The sequence below is a fragment of the Kibdelosporangium banguiense genome, assembly GCF_017876405.1.
GTDB classification, from domain to species: Bacteria; Actinomycetota; Actinomycetes; order Mycobacteriales; family Pseudonocardiaceae; genus Kibdelosporangium; species Kibdelosporangium banguiense.
In genome coordinates, this window is sequence record NZ_JAGINW010000001.1 from 1,528,348 (window position 1) to 1,545,419 (window position 17,072).

The following is a 17,072-nucleotide window of genomic DNA, read 5'->3' on the forward strand; positions in this document are numbered from 1 at the left end:
TTGCACTCGTCGCCGCATTGGTCAAGAGGGGCGGTCATCGATGTTCTCGCCGGTCAGCCCAGTCCGGGCCTACGAACGCGTGGTCGAGCAGATCGAAGAAGCCATCCTCTCCGGCCGCCTCGAACCCGGCGCACGCCTGCCCAGCGAACGCGACCTGATGACCCAGTTCGGCGTCAGCCGCTCAACTGTCCGCGAGGCCCTCCGCGTCCTGCAAAGCAACGGCATGATCCAGTCCAGGGCAGGCGACCCGCGCGGCCCGGAGATCCTGCCCCCGTCATCGTCCTCCTTACAGAAGTCGATGTCCCGGCTGGCTCGCGCGTCGTCGATGTCGTTGGCCGAACTGCTTCAGTTCCGCATGCTGCTCGAAGGGTCCGCCTACCAGTTGGCCGCGCGACTCCGAACCGCCTCGCAGCTCGCCGAGATGGAGGCAGCGCTGCTGGAGATGACTTCGGCCGTGGATGTGGGCTATGCCGAGTTCAGCGCCGCAGATGTGGCTTTCCACGACGCGGTGGCCCGCGCGACTCAGAACTCGCTGATTGTGGTGTGCAGCAACGTGGTTCGCGGCGTTGTCGTGGACCTCATCACCGACCGGCTGGCTCACGCGACCGACCGGACCGCTTTGATGCAGGCTTACCTGAAGCACCATTCCGAAGTGCTGCAAGCGATTCGGGACGGGGACGGGGCCTTGGCTTCGCGGTTGTCCCGCCATGCGCTGCACGACTCATACGCGGAATTCCTGCCCGAGCCCGACCGCGCACTGCTGCTTCCCTTACTGGACCCTTAGCCCAGAACAGCCCTTTTCCGCCCTCTCCCCAAAATGACAGCCCCCACCCTCCCAAAGGGGGTGAGGGCTCCCCGGCTTCAATTCCACTGCAGAGGAAGCGGGGTGGGCTGTGGGTTTGGGGGGTGAGTCCGTGCGAGTGGGCCGTTCGTTCGGGGTTTACCCGAATGGGTGGTTCTGCCGGAAGATCATGGCTTTTTGCGGGCCAGGAGGCTGGCCTGTTGGAATCGCTCGCCTGTCCGGGGCTCGCGTTGCAGGCGGGCGACTTCGGCGAAACCGGCCTGGCGCAACAGGTCTGCGAGACTGTCGGGTGACCATCGGTAGGCGAGCGTGACTTTGTGGTCGAATTCCTGCGGTACCGGGTTGTCGCCGGCGAAGAATCCGAGCATTAGGTGGCCGCCTGGGGCGAGCACTCGCTCGAACTCTGTAAACACGGCGGGCAGTTGCTGTGGCGGTGTGTGGATCACCGAGTAGAACGCGATGATGCCGCCGAGGGTTCCGTCGGCGAGGTTCAGGGCGGTCATCGAGCCTTCGTCGAACTGGAGGTTCGGGTGGGCTTGGCGGGCCAGGGCGATCATCGCGGAGGACAGGTCGATGCCGAAGGTTGCCGGTCCGAGTGCGTTCATGTGTGCCGTTATGTGGCCGGGTCCGCAGCCGATGTCGGCGACCGGTCCTGCGTCGTGGGTCTGCACGAGTTCGGCGAACGCGGCCAGGAGCGCACGTTCCATCGGTAAGGTCTCAAGCACATTGCTGAAAAGCTCGGCGTAGAGGGACGCGATGGCGTCGTAGGCGACTCTGGTGTCGTGCAACGTGGACTGTTCGGTCACGGCGGAAACCATAGTCCCGGCAAGGTCAGAGCCAGCCTTTGGATTCGGCGACGGAGAGGGCTTCGGTTCGGGTTCGGGTGCCCAGTTTTTGGATGGCGGCGGAGAGGTGGTTGCGGACGGTTCCTGGGGAGAGGTGGAGGCCGCGGGCTATGTCGGCGATTGTGCCGTGGCTGCGGGAGGCGGCGAGGACTTCGGTTTCGCGTGGGGTAAGCGGGCTTGCGCCTTCGCTCAGAGCCGCGAGGGCCAGGGATGGGTCGACTACTTGTTCACCGGCGAAGACTTTGCGGATGGCCACCGCGAGTTCCGTTACGGGAGCGTCCTTGAGGAGGAACCCGGCGACTCCGGCGTCCACTGCTGAGCGGAGGTAGCCGGGGCGGCCGAAGGTTGTGAGGATCATGACGCGGGTGGTGGGGACCGCGGCTCTGAGGCGGCGGGCGGCCTCGAGTCCGTCTATGCCGGGCATTTCGATGTCGAGGAGGGCTATGTCGGGGCGGAAGGCTGTGGCCGCGTTGACGACTTCGTCGCCGCGGCTGAGCTGGACGACCACGGAGAGGTCCGGTTCGAGGGACAGCAGTGTGGCCATGGCGCCGCGGAACATGGTCTGGTCCTCGGCGAGGAGCAAGGTGATCATGCTGGGACCCGGACCTTGACGTAGAAGCCGGAGGTCTCCGACTGGCCTGATGTCATCGAGCCGCCGAGGGCCTCGGCGCGTTCGGACAGGCCGCGCAGGCCGTTGCCCCGGCCGGATGTTCCTGGGCCGACGCCGTCGTCGACGATCGCGACCTCGGCCATGCAGTCCATCAGGGACAGCTTGATCGTGCAGTTCGAGGCACGGCTGTGCCGCAACACGTTGGTGACTCCTTCGCGTACGGTCCAGGCGAGGGCTCCGTCGACCGGGGCGGGCAGGGACCATGAGTCCGGTGATTCGACGCGGCAATCGATGCCGGCGGAGGCCGCGGCGCGCCGGGCGGAGGCGAGTTCGCCGGCGAGGGTGGGCTGACGGTAGTTCGTGACGGCTTGGCGGACTTCGGCCAGCGCGCGGCGTACCACGGTGTCGATGTCGGCGAGTTCCTTCTCGGCTTTCTCCGGGTCCATCAGGACCAGGCGTCGCGCCAGCTCTGTCTTCACCGCGATCACGGACAGGCTGTGGCCGACGAGGTCGTGCAGGTCGCGGGCGATCCGGTCGCGTTCGTCGGCCACCGCCAGCCGGGCGCGTTCCCGGCGGCTGGCCTGCAGCACCTCGAACATGTCGTACTGGCGCCGGGCCTGGCTGGTGAAGAAGCCGACCAGCATGCCGATGAGCGCGAGCCACGCGATCATGGCCGGTTCCAGATCGTCCTGCCAGGCGACGACACCGACCACGGCGCCGATCGCGAGCAGCCGTCCGGCCACCCATCGGCCGCCGATCCAGCCGGTCGCGGCGCTGGCCCAGGCGGAGTTGAACGCCCATTCCGAGCCGGCGACCGCAGGCAACGTCAAGCACAGCACGACAAGCACGGCGTACGACGGCCAGAACGGCAACCGCCCCAGCCATGGGATCGTGAGATTGAACGTGGTGCGCATGCCGAGAACGGCGGTGAGGAACGCGCCCAGCAGAACCAGCACAGCCTGCCACGGCGGCGGGGAGCCCGCGAGATAGATCACCGCGGACGTGGTCAACGCCAGGTACATCAGTACGAACCGCGACCAGAGCCGTCTGTTCCACATCGCCCGGACCTGGTCGTCGGCAAGGTCCATCTCGACGTTCACATCGTTCATTCTTACGCCCGGCGCACCCGGAACAGAACTCCCACACCGGCTGCCACGGTCCAAATACCCAGGTTGAGCAGCCCGGTTACGCCGATCGTACGTCCGTCCAGCACATTCAGGCCCGCGTCGAGCAGGCTGTGCGTCGGTGCCCAGGACCACAGCGTCTCCCCTCCGACCACGCCGCCGAGGAACATCAGCGTGAAGAACACGATCATCAACGCGACAGTCGCGGTCTTGCCACGCACCAGCAACCCGACAAACACCCCGACCAGTACGAACGGCAACGAACCGACCAGCATGACAACCAGGATCTCCAGCCATCGGCCGGGCGGGATCTGTCCTTTCACGACCGCGACGACACCGACCGCGACCAAACCCGGCAGAACGGTCAGCATCCCCTGGACGACCTTGCCGCCGAGCCACGCCCGACCCGGCAACGGAGTCACCCGCAGCTGCCGTACCCAGCCGGTGAGCCGATCTTCGGCGATTGTGTTGCCACTGCCCAGAAGCGCGCCACCGCACGCCGCGTAGACGGCCATCGCCACCATCACGCCGGGTCCTTGCTTGGCCCAGATCAACGCGAACGCGACCGGCATGACGATGAGGAACACGAGGTAGCGAGGGTTGTGCAGGACCCGCAGGACCTCGAACCTGATGTACGCGATCACAGCTCCTCCTCGGTCAGTTCGACCAGCGCGTGCTCCAGGCTGGAATCGCCTTTGATCACAGCGGGTTCGCCATCGGCGACGACGCGGCCGCGGTCGATCACGATCACGCGGTCGGCGTACTCGTCGGCCTCGTCGAGGTAGTGAGTCGCGAAGACAACCGTGTTTCCCTCGGATTTCACGGTTTTCCAGAACTGCCTGCGCGCCTTGAAGTCCAGTGCCACTGTGGGTTCGTCCAGGAACAACAGGTCGGGTTTGCCTGCCATCGCGACGGCGAAGCGCACTCGCTGCGCCTGACCACCGGACAACCTGTCCACTCTTCGGCGCTGCAGTTCGGTGAGCCCGGCCAGATCCAGAATCGAGGCGAGTGTGCGCCGCTTGCCGTACAGGCAACGCGCAAGGTCCACGACTTCACCGACGGTCGAGTCCGCAGGCAGCCCACCGGTCTGCAGCATCGCACCTACTCGCCCGGCTGCCACAGCGGCCGCAGGCTGTCCACCTAGGACAGTCACTGTTCCGCGATGCGGGCGGCGCAGGCCCAGCATGAGGTCGACCGCGGTGGACTTTCCCGCGCCGTTCGCGCCGAGCAACGCCACGGTCTGTCCAGTCGGGACAGTGAAGCTGACGTCGGTCAGCGCGTGCACCGAGCCGTAGCTGAAGCTCACCTTCTCGAAGCGTGTCTGCATACTTCGACGGTAGGAACTAGCAGGTCAGCGGGTAAGTGTCGCGAGTCGCGGATGCACCCATGACGACCGTCACCCCCGGCCGATGAACGGCATGGTGGTCGCCATGATCGTCATGAACTGGACGTTGGTGTTCAACGGCAGCGCGGCCATGTAGCGCACGGCTTCGGCAACGTGCCGCACGTCGAAGATCGGCTCGGCCACGATCGTCCCGTTGGCCTGCGGCACGCCGTCGGCCATCCGGCTGCCCATGTCGGTGGCGGCGTTGCCGATGTCGATCTGTCCACATGCGATCCCGAACTGCCTGCCGTCCAACGAGATCGACTTCGTCAGGCCGGTGATCGCGTGTTTGGACGCGGTGTACGCCGGGCTCGCCGGCCGGGGACTGGTCGCGGAGATCGACCCGTTGTTGATGATCCGGCCGCCTTGCGGGTCCTGCTCACGCATGATCTTGAAGGCCTCCTGCGCGCACAGGAACGACCCGGTCAGGTTGATGTCGATCACCCGCTGCCAGTCCGCCAGCGCGAGGTCGCCGACGTTGCCCGGCGCGTTCAGCCCTGCGTTGTTGAACAGCAGGTCAACTCGACCGAAAGCATCTTTGACCCGCACGAACAACGCCCGCACAGAGTCGGCGACAGCCACGTCTGCCGGCACGACCAAGGACTCGCCGGAACTCAGCGCGGCTGTCTCCCGTAACGCCTGCTCCCGGCGCCCGGCCAGCACGACCCGGTAACCCGATTCCAACAGGTCCAGGGCCACGGCCCGGCCGATCCCCGACCCGGCCCCAGTGATCACAGCAACCTGGTTCATGACCCAAGTATCGTCTTGAGTGTGCATCCCCATGCGCACTCAATCCGCAACGGTACGACATAAAGTCCTGGGCGTGACGGACAAACCCAGGCTGTCGATGCTGACGCTCGGCGGAACGATCGCCATGACCTCCGGTTCGGACTCGGGCGCGGTCGTGCCCGGACTGGATGCCGACGATCTGCTCAAAACCCTGCCCGAGCTGGATATCGAGCTGGTCACGGCCGATTTCCGGCAGCTGCCGAGTCCCGATCTGGGATTCACCGACCTGGCCGCGCTGGCCACCCGGATCGAGCAGGAGATCGCCGCGGGCGCGACCGGGATCGTGGTCACGCAGGGCACCGACACGATCGAGGAGTCCTCGTACTTCCTCGACCGCACCGTCGGCGGGGACGTCCCGATCGTGATGACGGGAGCGATGCGCCATCCGCAACAGGCCGGTCCGGACGGCCCGGCCAACCTGCTGGCAGCGATGCGTGTGGCCGCGGACCCGGACGCACGCGGCCTCGGCTGTGTCGTGGTGATGTCCGACGAGATCCACGCCGCGCGCTACGTCCGCAAGTCACACAGCACGAGCACGGGCGCGTTCACGTCCCCCAACGCCGCGCCGATCGGACGCATCGTCGAGCAGGAGTTCGTACTGCTCAGCCGGCCACGGCAGTACCCACCGCTGCCCCGCGGGCCGAAGCTGTCGGAGACCTCGATCGGCATGGTGCACGCCGCCCTGGGCGACGACGGCAACTGGCTCAAGCCGTTCGCCGAACACACCGATGGCCTGGTCATCGCCGGGTTCGGCGGCGGGCACGTGCCGTCGCGTCTGGTGCCGTTGCTGGCTGAGCTGGCCGAGGCGAAACCGGTCGTGCTGGCGTCGCGGACGAGTTCCGGCCCGGTGCTGCGGCGCACTTACGGATACCCTGGTTCAGAACAGGATCTGCTGTCGCGGGGCCTCATCAACGCGGGTTTCCTGGACCCGTTCAAAGCCCGCGTTCTCCTCCATGTACTTGTGTCGGCCGGTGCGGATCGCACCGAGATCACCCGTGTCTTCCACGACTCCAGCGAGATCCGGGTGACCTGAGAAAAATCCCGGTAAAGAATGCCGGAGGCACATTTCTTGCTGTGACCGAGGAAACGTTTACCGGCGCCACGTACAGGTTACCGCACAGTAGGAGTCTGCCCGGAAAGTACCGATTCGGCCGCGAGGTCTGGCCGTTACCGCAGCGGGAAGGCACTATGTCACCCTGGTTACCGAGTAGTAGCAGGTCGGAGGAGTGAGGTATGCGCGAGATCGCAGTCGCCCCCTTGGTGGAGCCCTATGGCGGTGGACTGGCCGACCTCATCTACAACAACGCGGCAGAGGTCCCGGACACGGTCGTGTTCAGCCGCAAGGTGGGCGCCGGCTGGCAGGACGTCACCGCGTCGCAGTTCCTCGCCGAGGTGGTCGACGTCGGCAAGGGCCTGATCGGCTCCGGTGTCGGCACCGGTGACCGGGTCGCGATCCTGGCCGCCACGCGGTACGAGTGGACCCTGTTCGACTTCGCCGTCTGGGCGGTCGGCGGCGTGCCCGTGCCGATCTATGCCACCTCCTCGGAGGAACAGGTCCAGTGGATCCTGTCGGACTCCGGCTCGGTCGCGGTGGTCGTGGAGAACGACGCGCTGCTGGCCAAGGTGGAGGCCGTGCGGGCCAACGTGCCCACGCTCAAGCAGGTCTGGAACATCGAGAAAGGCGCGGTCGACGAGGTCGTCGCGGCCGGTGCCGGTGAAACCGCGGAGGCCGTGGACGCGCGCCGCAAGGCCGTCAAGGCCGCTGACGTCGCCACGATCATCTACACGTCCGGCACCACCGGCAGGCCGAAGGGCTGCGTGCTGACCCACGCCAACTTCCATTCGGAGGGTGGCAACGTGGTCGAGATGCTCGCGCCGGTGTTCAGAGGCCTGGGCACCGAGGACACCTCGACGCTGCTGTTCCTGCCGCTGGCGCACGTGTTCGGCCGGATGGTGCAGGTCGGCGCCGTGCAGGCGCGGGCCCGGCTGGGCCACACCGCCGACATCAAGAAGGTGACCGAGGACCTGGCCACCTTCAAGCCGACGTTCATCCTGTCCGTGCCGTACGTGCTGGAGAAGGTCTACAACGGCGCGCAGCAGAAGGCGCACGCGGCGGGCAAGGGCAAGATCTTCGACGCCGCCGCGGCGACCGCGATCGCCTACAGCGAGGCGGACGGCAAGGCCGGCCTGGGGCTCAAGCTCAAGCACGCGCTGTTCGACCGGCTCGTGTACTCGAAGCTGCGTGCGGCCCTGGGCGGCAACGCCAAGTACGCGATCTCCGGTGGCGCGGCGCTCGGTCTGCGGCTGACGCACTTCTTCCGCGGTGTCGGCCTGGTCGTGTTCGAGGGCTACGGCCTGACCGAGACGTGCGCGGCGGCCACCGTGAACTCGCCCGACAAGTTCAAGCCGGGCACGGTCGGCCACCCGCTGCCGAACACCGCCGTGCGGATCGCCGACGACGGCGAGATCCAGATCAAGGGCGGCCAGGTGTTCCCCGGCTACTGGCAGAACGACGAGGCTACCCAGGCGTGCCTGGACTCCGACGGCTGGTTCGCAACCGGTGACCTGGGCGAACTGGACGCCGAGGGCTTCCTGAAGATCACCGGGCGCAAGAAGGAGATCCTGGTGACCAGCGGCGGCAAGAACGTCGCGCCCGCCGTGATCGAGGACCGCATCGCGGCCCACCCGCTGGTCGGGCAGGCCATGGTGGTCGGCGACGGCAAGAGCTACATCGCCGCGCTGATCACCATCGACGCGGACTACTTCACCTACTGGAAGTCGGCCAACAGCAAGCCGGCCCAGGCCAGCGTGTCCGACCTGAGCGGCGACGCCGACTTCAACGCTGAGATCCAGCGGGCGGTCGACGAGGGCAACAACGCGGTCTCCAAGGCCGAGTCGGTGCGCAAGTTCCGCGTGCTGACCGCGGAGTTCTCCCCGGAGACGGGACACCTGACGCCGTCGCTGAAGCTCAAGCGCGCGGTCATCATGAAGGACTTCGCCGCGGACGTTGATGCCCTGTACTCATAACACTACGAATTGTGACGCGACGTCCCCGGTGACAAGTAACTTTGTCGCCGGGGACAGGGACTCATTTGATAACGATCACGGGTTCGTCGGCGACAATCATTGACGAAACCAGTGTTACTGCACACGGCGTATTCGTCGGCGCCATTCGAGGCAGTACATTCCAGGTGACTTCCGTGATTGGCCGGAAAATGCCGGCGACACCGTGAGGGGTAGGAAAGATGGGCCGGCACGACATCGAAGAGCGCAACCGGCGGAAATTGATCTTGATGCTGGTGATCGTACTGGTCGGCGCCCTGGTGGCGGGCGTCGCCTGGTTCACCGTCGACCGGCTGCGCAATCCCGCCGAGGCCAAGTGCGCCAACCCGACAGTCCTCAATGTCGTGGCCGCGCCTGACATCGCTCCGGTGGTCGACCAGGTCGCACGCGGGCTGAAGCCCGACGACATCGACACCTGCTACCGGGTCGAGATGGTCGTGAACGACTCGGCGACCACGGCGGACCAGCTGTCGGCGCCCAACGCGTCGAACGCGCCCGCGGTGTGGCTGCCGGACTCGACCGTGTGGCTGCGCCGGGCCCGGGAGAAGGGCGCCAGCCAGGTGCCGGACACCGGTTCGTCGATCGCGAGCTCCCCCGTGGTGATGGCCCTGGCCGAGCAGGCGGCGAAGAGCCGCGGCTGGCCGCAGAAGCAGCTCAACTGGACAGACATCATCGGCCAGGCCGGTAGCGACCTGAACATCGGCATGCTCGACCCCTCAGTCGACGCCGTCGGTGTGTCTGCCCTGATCGCAGTGCGTGGCGTGACCGCGCTGACGTCCGACCCGGCGGCCAACACCGTCGCGGTGCTGCGCAAGCTGTCGCCGAATGCGGCATCCGGCGCATCGGAACTTTTCAGCAAGACCAACGCCACCGCGGGCACGCCGCCGCTGACCGCGTTCCCGACCTCGGAACATGCCCTGCTGGACAACAACGCCAAGCGCAAGGACGAGCAGCTCGTCGCGGTCTACCCGGAGCCTGCCGCGCCTTCGCTGGACTACCCGTACGCGGTTCTGCCCACCAGCAACGAGGTCGGCATCGCGGCCGCCAAGTTCCGTAGCGCGCTGCTGGCTCCGGGCATACAGGAATCGTTGGCCGCCAACGGTTTGCGCTTCCCGGACGGCCGCGTGCCCGGTACTCCGCCCGCGGACAACCGGACTGTGGTGCGCCAGCTGCGGCCGGTGCCCCCGCCGCGGACGGCCGACCTGGACCAGGTGCTCAACACGTGGGCCGGGATCAGCCGGGCATCGCGGATCCAGGCTGTGGTGGACGTGTCCGGCTCGATGAACGGCGTCATCCCGGGGTCGGGCAAGACCCGGATGCAGATCACCCTGGAGGCGTCCGAGGGCGGCATCAGGCTGATGAACCCGCGGACCAAGCTGGGCATCTGGGTGTTCTCGGCCGAACTGGACGGTGACAAGGACTATCGCGAGGTCGTACCGGTCCTCCCGCTCAACGAGTCGATTCAGGCAGGCCTGTTCGAGAAGCTGCGGGGCATCAAGGCCACGCAGACCGGCCGGACCGGCCTGTACGACACCGCGCTGGCCGCGTACCAGTCGGCGCGGCAGAACTGGGAGCCCGGCCGGATCAACCTGGTGCTGATCCTGACCGACGGCAAGAACGACGACGACGGGCGCGGTGTGAACCGGGAAACTCTGCTGGCCGAGCTGGGCAAGATGCAGGACCCGAACCGGCCGTTGCCGATCGTGTTCATCGGCATGGGCCCGGATGTGGACGTCAACGAGCTGAACGCGATCTCCAAGGCGACCGGCGGTCAGACGTTCGCCACGGCCGATCCGAACAAGATCAACGAGATCTTCTTCGCCGCACTGAGCCGCGTCATCTCCGGCGGCGCCACCAAGTAGCCAAACAGCAGTCCACGAACCGGCCCTCGCTCGGCGAGGGCCGGTTTATGCATGGGATGCGATCTTGCCTACGGAAAGTTACAGACCCAGCCGCACCGCTTGCAGCGCCAGGTAGAGCTCCGCGACACACACCGGCCGGTTGAGGTCGCGGCCGGTGAGGTCCTCGATCCGCCGAATCCGGTAACGCACAGTGTTCGGATGGACGTAGAGGTTCTTGCCCGCGTTCTTGGCCGAACCGTCCTGTTCGTACCACGCCTCCAGCGTGCTGAGCAGGATCTCCCGTTCGGCGGGCGGCAGGGCCAGCACGCCCGCGAGCAACTCGTGCGCCAGCTCGGCGGCCAGCGCGGGCGCCCCGGCAACCATTGCGGCGACAGGCAGATCCCCGAAAACCACAACACCGTTGGCGCCGTGCGGTAAGGAACGGCGCGCGATCCTGGCGCGGTGCAACGCGGTGGGCACTTCGGTCAGGTCCGTGAACGGAGTGCTCACGCCGACCACACCATGAGTCTTGGCAAGGACTTCACGTAACGCGTCCAGACCCGTGCCGACGGCCATGATGCCGACGTTCATGTCGACACCGGCCGAATGCACGCGGCGACGCCACACCGCACGCGAGCCGATCGCGTCGACCACGCTGGAATCGTCGGCGACGATCACGACGAGCTTGCCCGACGACGGCAGCCCGAGCACTCCAGCGGCGTCCTCGAGGTCCGGGCGCTGCGCGATCCGGCCTTCCAGGATGCCGTCCATCAACGCCGACCGGGCCTTGTCGTCCAGCCGGCCGCGTTCGGCCTCGACCTCGCGGTACGCGGTGGTCAGCGCCTCGGAGTAGGCGTCGATGATCCGCCAGACCATCGTGCTGGCCTGCAGCATCTGTTCGGGCGTCACGCTGTTGGGCCGTCCGCCGCGTTCGACCAGGACCTCGTAGATGAACGTGCCGGCCAGCCGGTACGCGCGCAACGCGTCCGGCAGCGTGATCCCGATCCGGGCCTGGGCGCGGCCGGTCTTGAGCGCATTGCCCAGCTCGACCTCGCGGTGCTCGATGAAGGAGCTGAACGCGCCGTTGAGGTGTACTTCGCAGACTTTGCGCAGTTCCTCGGGATAGTCCCGGGCCACCCGGCGGTAGCACTCGGTCTTCTCGCTGAGCAGCCTGATCAGCTGACTCGACAGCTCCGGCACCTGGTCACGCTGTGAACGGGCCAGGTCGAGTAGCTCGTCAGGCAGCGGCGTTGCCATTATCCGAGCGCCCATACCCGGACTTTAACCTGGTCTTCACCCCTGCCGATACCCTCATCCAGCCTGATTGGCGCGCTCCTGGCCGCGAAACGCCAGGAAACCCGCGACGACCGAGCAGACCGCGACTATGAGCCCCAGGTATAGCCCGAAACCCGACCGGATGCCCTCCGGCAGCGTGATCCAGCGCAGCAGGATCATCACCACCGCCAGCAGGGCCAGCGTCAGCCAGAGCGACGTCACCATCTGCACGGGCTTGCCGAACCGCTGCCATACCAGCAACACGCTGACCGCCATCAGCAGCACGATCGGGAACCAGGCGAGGAAGTTGCCCTCCCAGACGGTGATCCACGTCTGCTGGCCTGCGGCCTCGGCCTGACCCACGAGCGACTCGGCGACCCGGTACCAGGGCAGGAAACTCGCCAGCAGGGCGGCGATCCCGGCACCCACCCCGACCCAGTCCAGCCAGGTGGCCCGGTTCTGTATGGCCGGCGTGTCAGTCACAGGTGCCTCCGCTGTTCGGCTAGCGGACAGTATGGATGCACCCAGGCCGAACATGCGAGCCGGCAGCGGACCCCCAGCCCGCTGCCGACCGGCCATCACCTCGCCCAGCCGGGCTCCCGGCCGACGTAGGCGAGCAGTTCGTCCAGTTCACTCGCGTTCTCCGGCACAGCCACCTGGACGTCGAAGGCTGGTGTCGGGCGCTCCGGCGGGAACCGCTTCATGATCTTCAACGCGGCGACGGACAGGTCCGCGTCAGGGGCGTACGGCACGCCGATCGTCTTGGCGACGTCCCAGCCGTGCACGATCGTGTCGACGAAATGCATGGACACCGCCACAGAACCCGGGAACACGCCGAACACGTTGATCCGCATCGGATGGCCGAGCACGTGATCGGGCTCGAACGCCGTCAGATAGCCCGCCGCGGCCCGCTGGTAGTCGGCGACCGGGTCGGCACCGAGCCGGCCGGCGTTCCAGTCCACTTCGGACGGACCGGTACCCGCCGTGGTCGCGGCGGCGAACGCGAGATCCTCACTGACCAGGTGACGCAGCAGGCCGTGCAGGGTCCAGTCGGCGCAGGGCGTCGGTAGCCGCAACTGGTCCGGCCGGACGTGGCTGATCACTTCACCGGCCAGCTTCATGGCCTGGCGGTCGAGGTCCCGGAAGTCCACGCGAAAACCCTAGGGAAGCCCAGCGGCACCCTGGAAGGGCCAAAATCGGCAAGTTCGACTGGGCCAATCCGGCTACCCTCGACCAGGTGGAGTTCCATGTCAGCCTGCTCGGCCGGGACGACCTGACCGGCCAGATCTACCAGCAGGTCAAAGAGGCTGTGCTGGACGGCAGGCTGCGGCCAGGCGATGTGCTGCCACCGACCAGGGAGCTGGCCGTGCGGCTGGAAGTGGCCCGGAATACCGTCAGCGCCGCGTATGACCGGCTCACCGCCGAAGGATTCGTGGCCGCGAGAGCCGGCGCGGGCACGTATGTCCAGGCGGCCGGATTCGAGCGACCGCCACAACCGGCCAGCGGCAAGGGATTGCGGCCCCGGGCAATCTGGGACGAGGTCGGTGTGCCTCTCATCGACACAGAACCGGTCGAGTTCGACTTCCGGGCGGGTGTCCCGGACGCGAAGCTGTTCCCGTACGCCACCTGGCGCCGGTTGATGGCCCGGCAGTTCACTCCTACGGCCATCGGATCAATGGCCCATGACGCCGCGGCATCCCATCCAGGCCTGTGCGCCGCGCTCGCCCGGCACGTCGGCGTCTCCCGCGCTGTCCGCGCCACGGCTGAGGACGTGCTCGTCACCAACGGCGCGCAGCAGGCGCTCGACCTGATCGCCCGGGTCCTGCTCGAACCGGGAACCGTTGTGGCAGTGGAAGATCCCGGCTACTTCGGGCCACGGCACATGTTCGCCTCGCACGGTGCGAAGGTCGTCGGCGTGCCGGTGGACAGCGAAGGACTCGTTGTGGACGCGCTGCCCTCGAACGCGCGCCTGGTGTACGTAACGCCGTCACACCAGTTTCCGCTTGGCGTACCGATGTCCCTGCCGCGCCGGACGGCGTTGCTGGACTGGGCCGAACGGACCGGCGCGGTGATCGTGGAGGACGACTACGACAGCGAGTTCCGGTTCAGCGGCCGGCCGATCGAACCGTTGCAGAACATCGACCGCACCGGGCGCGTGATCTACGTCAGCTCACTGTCCAAAGTGCTCCTGCCGAGTCTGCGGCTGGGCTTCCTGATCGCGCCGCCCAGCCTGCGCCGGGCCCTGCAGGCGGCGAAGTACGTCAGCGACTGGCAGTCCGCCCGGCCGTTGCAGGGCGCGCTCGCCGAGTTCATCGACGAGGGGCAGTTCGCCCGCCACATCCGCCGCACCCGGCGGGAGTACCAGGCCCGGCACGACCGGATCACCGCGATCCTGCGCAGCGACTTCGCCGGCCTGCTCGAGCCGCTGCCCGCCGTGGCAGGCATCCACCTGTGCGCGTACCTCTGCGAGGACGCACCCGACCGGGACGTCTACTACCGCGCCCGGGAAGCCGGCGTCGGCGTGTATGTCTTGTCCGCCTTCAGGATGAAGCGCGCGGGGCGAGGCGGACTGGTGATCGGCTACGGCTCGATCGCACTGTCCGATATCGACTCGGGCCTACGCCGGCTGAGGGCCTGCATCAAGCCCGCTACGATTCGCCGGTGATCCGACGCCCCGTGTCCATCGGCGTAGCCGCATTGCTGTTGCTGGCCGGATGCTCCAGCACCCCGCCCGCTCCGTCACCGGAGCCAGCGTCCGACGACCAGCCCGTCGAGCAGGTCAAGGCCGAGCCACTGACCCCGGAACGCCTGCAGAGCCTCTGGTGGAGCTGGGCCAACTCGGCCGACCCCAGCCCGGTGGCCGACCCGACCGGCCAGTACTGCGGCGACAGCCAGCCCTTCGGCGTATGGCTGGTAGCCGGAACAAACGGCGGCACAGCCGACCGGCACTGCCAGGTCCCGGCCACCCTCCCGATCGCCGGGCCCGCGATCGGCCACATCGCACCCGACGCGGCGGCCTGCACCAAATTCCTGACCGCGGCCAAAGGCGAAGCCCTGCTGGACGACAAACCCGTCCAGCTGGAGAAGGCCGAACCCACCAAAATCAGCTACGACACAGGCGGCGGCAGCAAGGAAGGCTTCAGCTGCGGCCTCTGGGTCCGTCTCCAGCCCCTCTCGCCAGGCGAGCACACCCTGACCTTGCGTGGCAGCAGCGGGTCGCAGACCAGCGAGGCCAACTACGACCTCACAGTGGTCCGCCTCCCCTGACGTCGTTCCTCCGGCGTGAGCCAGCCAGGCGCTGGCTCACGCCGGGACAGCCCACACCAGCCGAGGCGTCGTACCCGGCCGGCAGCCGAGGTAGTGCAGAGCGTTTTCAGGGGCGTCCAACAGGTATTGGTTCACACCATCGACCGTGATCACGTACGCACCTTCGTCGAGTGCCATCCCCCAGGCGACGATCTCAGCTCCGACGCGCTCACCGTATTCCAGGTACTCCAGGACGATCGCGAATACCCGAGGCGTCTGATACGCGACCATCTCGGCGAGCTCTGTTTCGTCGGCGATCGACCCTGAACCGGCCCCTTGGTCGACATTGGACAGTTCAGTCGTATTGGACATCACGACCTCCAGGTGAGTTTGCCGCATCGTCTTTTGGCGAGCGTCAGCGGACATTCATTGCGTCGCCGGGGCAGGAAGGCTCCACCCGATGCGTAACCACTCGGCCGCGCGCACCCACTGGACATCAGCGTATTCACGGTCGCCGAGATAGGCGTCGCTGGCGACCTCCGCCCATTTCGTCGCACGAAACAGCGAGATCCGGCGCAGCTTGACCGCCCCCACAGCAGCAAGAATGTCCGCAGCGCTTTCACGCACCTCACGAACAGTCCTTGCGCACTTGATCTCCATACGCGCCGGCGTCAGGGGTGTGGTCATTCTTCTCCGCACGATTCGCGAGCGGCAGTTGCGCATTCCAGTCATTGACGCCGCTCCACGTTCATCAAGGATCAAGTGGTGGCACCCAGCGCCGGCGGTCGAGGATCAGCGAGCTTCAGTCAGGGCGTTGCTGAGACGCGCTGGCGAAGGACCAGCCGGCACCGGGTACCTGTGATCAGCCTCGTCCTGCCCTGCACATTGCGAAACGAACTGGTGTTGCACTTCTGCTGCACTTCCGATGCACTCGGTTCGGCAGGATGCTTTGATGCCCTACGGGAAGGAGCGGCGAGTTGGTGTCAGTTCAGGAGTGGAGCGGGCGGGAGGCCCGCGCACTTCGGCACGCCCTACGCCTCAGCCTTCGGGCGTTTGCCGACCGTCTGGGTATTGCACCGCGCACAGTTTCAAAATGGGAAAAGCTCGGCAAGGCGACCGTCCCAAGACCGGACACCCAGGCGATACTTGACACCGCACTCAACCAGGCCACCGAAGAGGAACACATAAGGTTCAAGAGATTGATCGCGGAGTCGGTCAGCGAATCGCTGAGCTGACCATCACCCGTACACGCGGACGCACTGGATTACGACTGGTGGGCCGACGACCTTGACCGTGCTCTGATGTGCCTGAGCCGACAGGAATTCGACGGGGCGACCATGCTCATTGACCGCTGGATGCGAAAGTTCGTCCCGAACAGCAGCAACACGCGGGGAATGCACCTGTATGGTCGCTCACTTCGTCTTCTGGGGGACGTACAACAGGATCAAGGCATCGTTGCCGGGCCACTCTCCGCGAAGCACAGTTACCAGAAAGCTTTGGCCGTCTTCACCGATCTTCATTTGCCACGCCGCACGGCTCAAGTCGAGCTACAGCTCGCAGTTGTCGACGAGATGTCCGGGTGTCTGGAGCCGGCGGCGGAGCGTTATCGGACATTGGCAGCTGATGGCCGTCTCGACGAGCGTGACCGCACCAGGGCAAAGCTCTGGATCGGCACCGCACTAAGCAAGCTTGGCCAGAATGAATCGGCTACACAACATATCCTCCCGGCAATCCAGGCGTTCGAAGCACTGGAAGAACCTCTCGACTGGTCCATCGCGCATCAAAAGCTGGCCCTAGCTCACCGCGGGGCAGGCAACCTGAACGGAGCCTTGCGACACATTGAGGTAGCATTGACCAATCGACGCACCGAGGCCCCAATACAGCGAATACGTCTCCATACCGCGCACGCGCATATCCTCCTGTCGGACCGCGACACCAGTGATAATGGGCTCTCAATCCTGGACGAAACCGCGCGCCTGTCGGCGCGATACGGGCTACGGCACCAGCTGCGGAGCATCGAAGGGATTCGCAGTACCTTTGAACGCGGACCGTCGCCTATCTAGGTATCCGAGCAAGGAGAACACGTGATCGAG

At 66.5% G+C, this 17,072-nt stretch carries 19 protein-coding genes; 8 read left to right on the forward strand and 11 right to left on the reverse strand.

Features of this window, described 5'->3' with window-relative positions; translation table 11 throughout:
* Nucleotides 1–40: 40 nt before the first annotated feature.
* Nucleotides 41–784: a FadR/GntR family transcriptional regulator gene (locus JOF56_RS07215; RefSeq protein ID WP_209635713.1), complete on the forward strand. Its 744-nt coding sequence runs from the start codon at nt 41–43 to the stop codon at nt 782–784.
* Nucleotides 785–969: 185 nt separating this feature from the next.
* Here the strand turns inward: JOF56_RS07215 and JOF56_RS07220 are convergent, their stop codons facing one another.
* The 6 genes from JOF56_RS07220 to JOF56_RS07245 all read right to left on the reverse strand — a co-directional run bounded on the left by JOF56_RS07220 (nt 970) and on the right by JOF56_RS07245 (nt 5,515).
* Nucleotides 970–1,620, reverse strand: a complete 651-nt coding sequence (locus JOF56_RS07220; RefSeq protein WP_209635715.1) for a class I SAM-dependent methyltransferase — start codon at nt 1,618–1,620, stop codon at nt 970–972.
* 13 nt (nt 1,621–1,633) lie between these two features.
* Entirely contained in the window at nt 1,634–2,239 is a 606-nt protein-coding gene (locus tag JOF56_RS07225; protein ID WP_209635717.1) for a response regulator transcription factor, read from the reverse strand.
* Nucleotides 2,236–3,366 (reverse strand): sensor histidine kinase, encoded by a 1,131-nt coding sequence (locus JOF56_RS07230; protein WP_209635719.1) that lies wholly within the window; start codon nt 3,364–3,366, stop codon nt 2,236–2,238. Before JOF56_RS07230 ends, JOF56_RS07225 begins: the two co-directional genes overlap by 4 nt.
* Before the next feature lie 2 nt (nt 3,367–3,368).
* Nucleotides 3,369–4,025 carry an ABC transporter permease gene (locus JOF56_RS07235; RefSeq protein WP_209635721.1) on the reverse strand — a complete coding sequence of 219 codons (657 nt, stop codon included), beginning with the start codon at nt 4,023–4,025 and terminating at the stop codon, nt 3,369–3,371.
* Complete coding sequence (locus tag JOF56_RS07240) at nt 4,022–4,708, reverse strand: ABC transporter ATP-binding protein (RefSeq protein WP_209635723.1); 687 nt, start codon at nt 4,706–4,708, stop codon at nt 4,022–4,024. The genes JOF56_RS07235 and JOF56_RS07240 overlap by 4 nt, the downstream gene beginning before the upstream one ends.
* 69 nt (nt 4,709–4,777) lie before the next feature.
* A complete protein-coding gene (locus JOF56_RS07245; protein WP_209635724.1) occupies nt 4,778–5,515 on the reverse strand; it encodes an SDR family oxidoreductase in 738 nt (245 codons plus the stop codon).
* A 73-nt stretch (nt 5,516–5,588) separates the two neighbouring features.
* On the opposite strand from JOF56_RS07245, the gene JOF56_RS07250 reads away from it, so the two are divergent.
* The 3 genes from JOF56_RS07250 to JOF56_RS07260 all read left to right on the forward strand — a co-directional run bounded on the left by JOF56_RS07250 (nt 5,589) and on the right by JOF56_RS07260 (nt 10,479).
* On the forward strand, nt 5,589–6,587 hold the full coding sequence (locus tag JOF56_RS07250; RefSeq protein ID WP_307854963.1) for an asparaginase: 999 nt from the start codon (nt 5,589–5,591) through the stop codon (nt 6,585–6,587).
* Nucleotides 6,588–6,787: 200 nt separating this feature from the next.
* On the forward strand, nt 6,788–8,581 hold the full coding sequence (locus tag JOF56_RS07255; RefSeq protein WP_209635726.1) for an AMP-dependent synthetase/ligase: 1,794 nt from the start codon (nt 6,788–6,790) through the stop codon (nt 8,579–8,581).
* 266 nt (nt 8,582–8,847) lie between these two features.
* Nucleotides 8,848–10,479: a substrate-binding domain-containing protein gene (locus JOF56_RS07260; protein ID WP_209635728.1), complete on the forward strand. Its 1,632-nt coding sequence runs from the start codon at nt 8,848–8,850 to the stop codon at nt 10,477–10,479.
* 78 nt (nt 10,480–10,557) lie between these two features.
* Here the strand turns inward: JOF56_RS07260 and JOF56_RS07265 are convergent, their stop codons facing one another.
* From JOF56_RS07265 to JOF56_RS07275, 3 genes are all read right to left on the reverse strand, one after another.
* On the reverse strand, nt 10,558–11,730 hold the full coding sequence (locus tag JOF56_RS07265; protein ID WP_209635730.1) for a PucR family transcriptional regulator: 1,173 nt from the start codon (nt 11,728–11,730) through the stop codon (nt 10,558–10,560).
* 39 nt (nt 11,731–11,769) lie between these two features.
* Complete coding sequence (locus JOF56_RS07270) at nt 11,770–12,216, reverse strand: hypothetical protein (RefSeq protein ID WP_209635731.1); 447 nt, start codon at nt 12,214–12,216, stop codon at nt 11,770–11,772.
* Between the two features lie 95 nt (nt 12,217–12,311).
* The gene (locus tag JOF56_RS07275) at nt 12,312–12,884 is read right to left on the reverse strand and encodes a TIGR03086 family metal-binding protein (RefSeq protein WP_209635733.1); all 573 of its coding nucleotides are present in this window, start codon (nt 12,882–12,884) and stop codon (nt 12,312–12,314) included.
* An 86-nt stretch (nt 12,885–12,970) separates the two neighbouring features.
* On the opposite strand from JOF56_RS07275, the gene pdxR reads away from it, so the two are divergent.
* Nucleotides 12,971–14,398: a MocR-like pyridoxine biosynthesis transcription factor PdxR gene (gene pdxR / locus JOF56_RS07280; protein WP_209635735.1), complete on the forward strand. Its 1,428-nt coding sequence runs from the start codon at nt 12,971–12,973 to the stop codon at nt 14,396–14,398.
* Nucleotides 14,395–15,000 carry a hypothetical protein gene (locus JOF56_RS07285; protein WP_209635737.1) on the forward strand — a complete coding sequence of 202 codons (606 nt, stop codon included), beginning with the start codon at nt 14,395–14,397 and terminating at the stop codon, nt 14,998–15,000. The genes pdxR and JOF56_RS07285 overlap by 4 nt, the downstream gene beginning before the upstream one ends.
* 36 nt (nt 15,001–15,036) lie before the next feature.
* On the opposite strand, the gene JOF56_RS07290 is transcribed toward JOF56_RS07285, so the two are convergent.
* Nucleotides 15,037–15,351, reverse strand: a complete 315-nt coding sequence (locus tag JOF56_RS07290) for a hypothetical protein (protein ID WP_209635739.1) — start codon at nt 15,349–15,351, stop codon at nt 15,037–15,039.
* Nucleotides 15,352–15,405: 54 nt separating this feature from the next.
* Entirely contained in the window at nt 15,406–15,666 is a 261-nt protein-coding gene (locus JOF56_RS07295; RefSeq protein ID WP_209635741.1) for a hypothetical protein, read from the reverse strand.
* 293 nt (nt 15,667–15,959) lie between these two features.
* On the opposite strand from JOF56_RS07295, the gene JOF56_RS57740 reads away from it, so the two are divergent.
* Both JOF56_RS57740 and JOF56_RS07300 read left to right on the forward strand, forming a co-directional pair.
* Nucleotides 15,960–16,214, forward strand: coding sequence for a helix-turn-helix domain-containing protein (locus tag JOF56_RS57740; RefSeq protein ID WP_307854964.1), 255 nt, complete (start codon nt 15,960–15,962; stop codon nt 16,212–16,214).
* A gap of 102 nt (nt 16,215–16,316) precedes the next feature.
* Entirely contained in the window at nt 16,317–17,042 is a 726-nt protein-coding gene (locus tag JOF56_RS07300) for a hypothetical protein (protein ID WP_245378181.1), read from the forward strand.
* Nucleotides 17,043–17,072 lie beyond the last annotated feature (30 nt).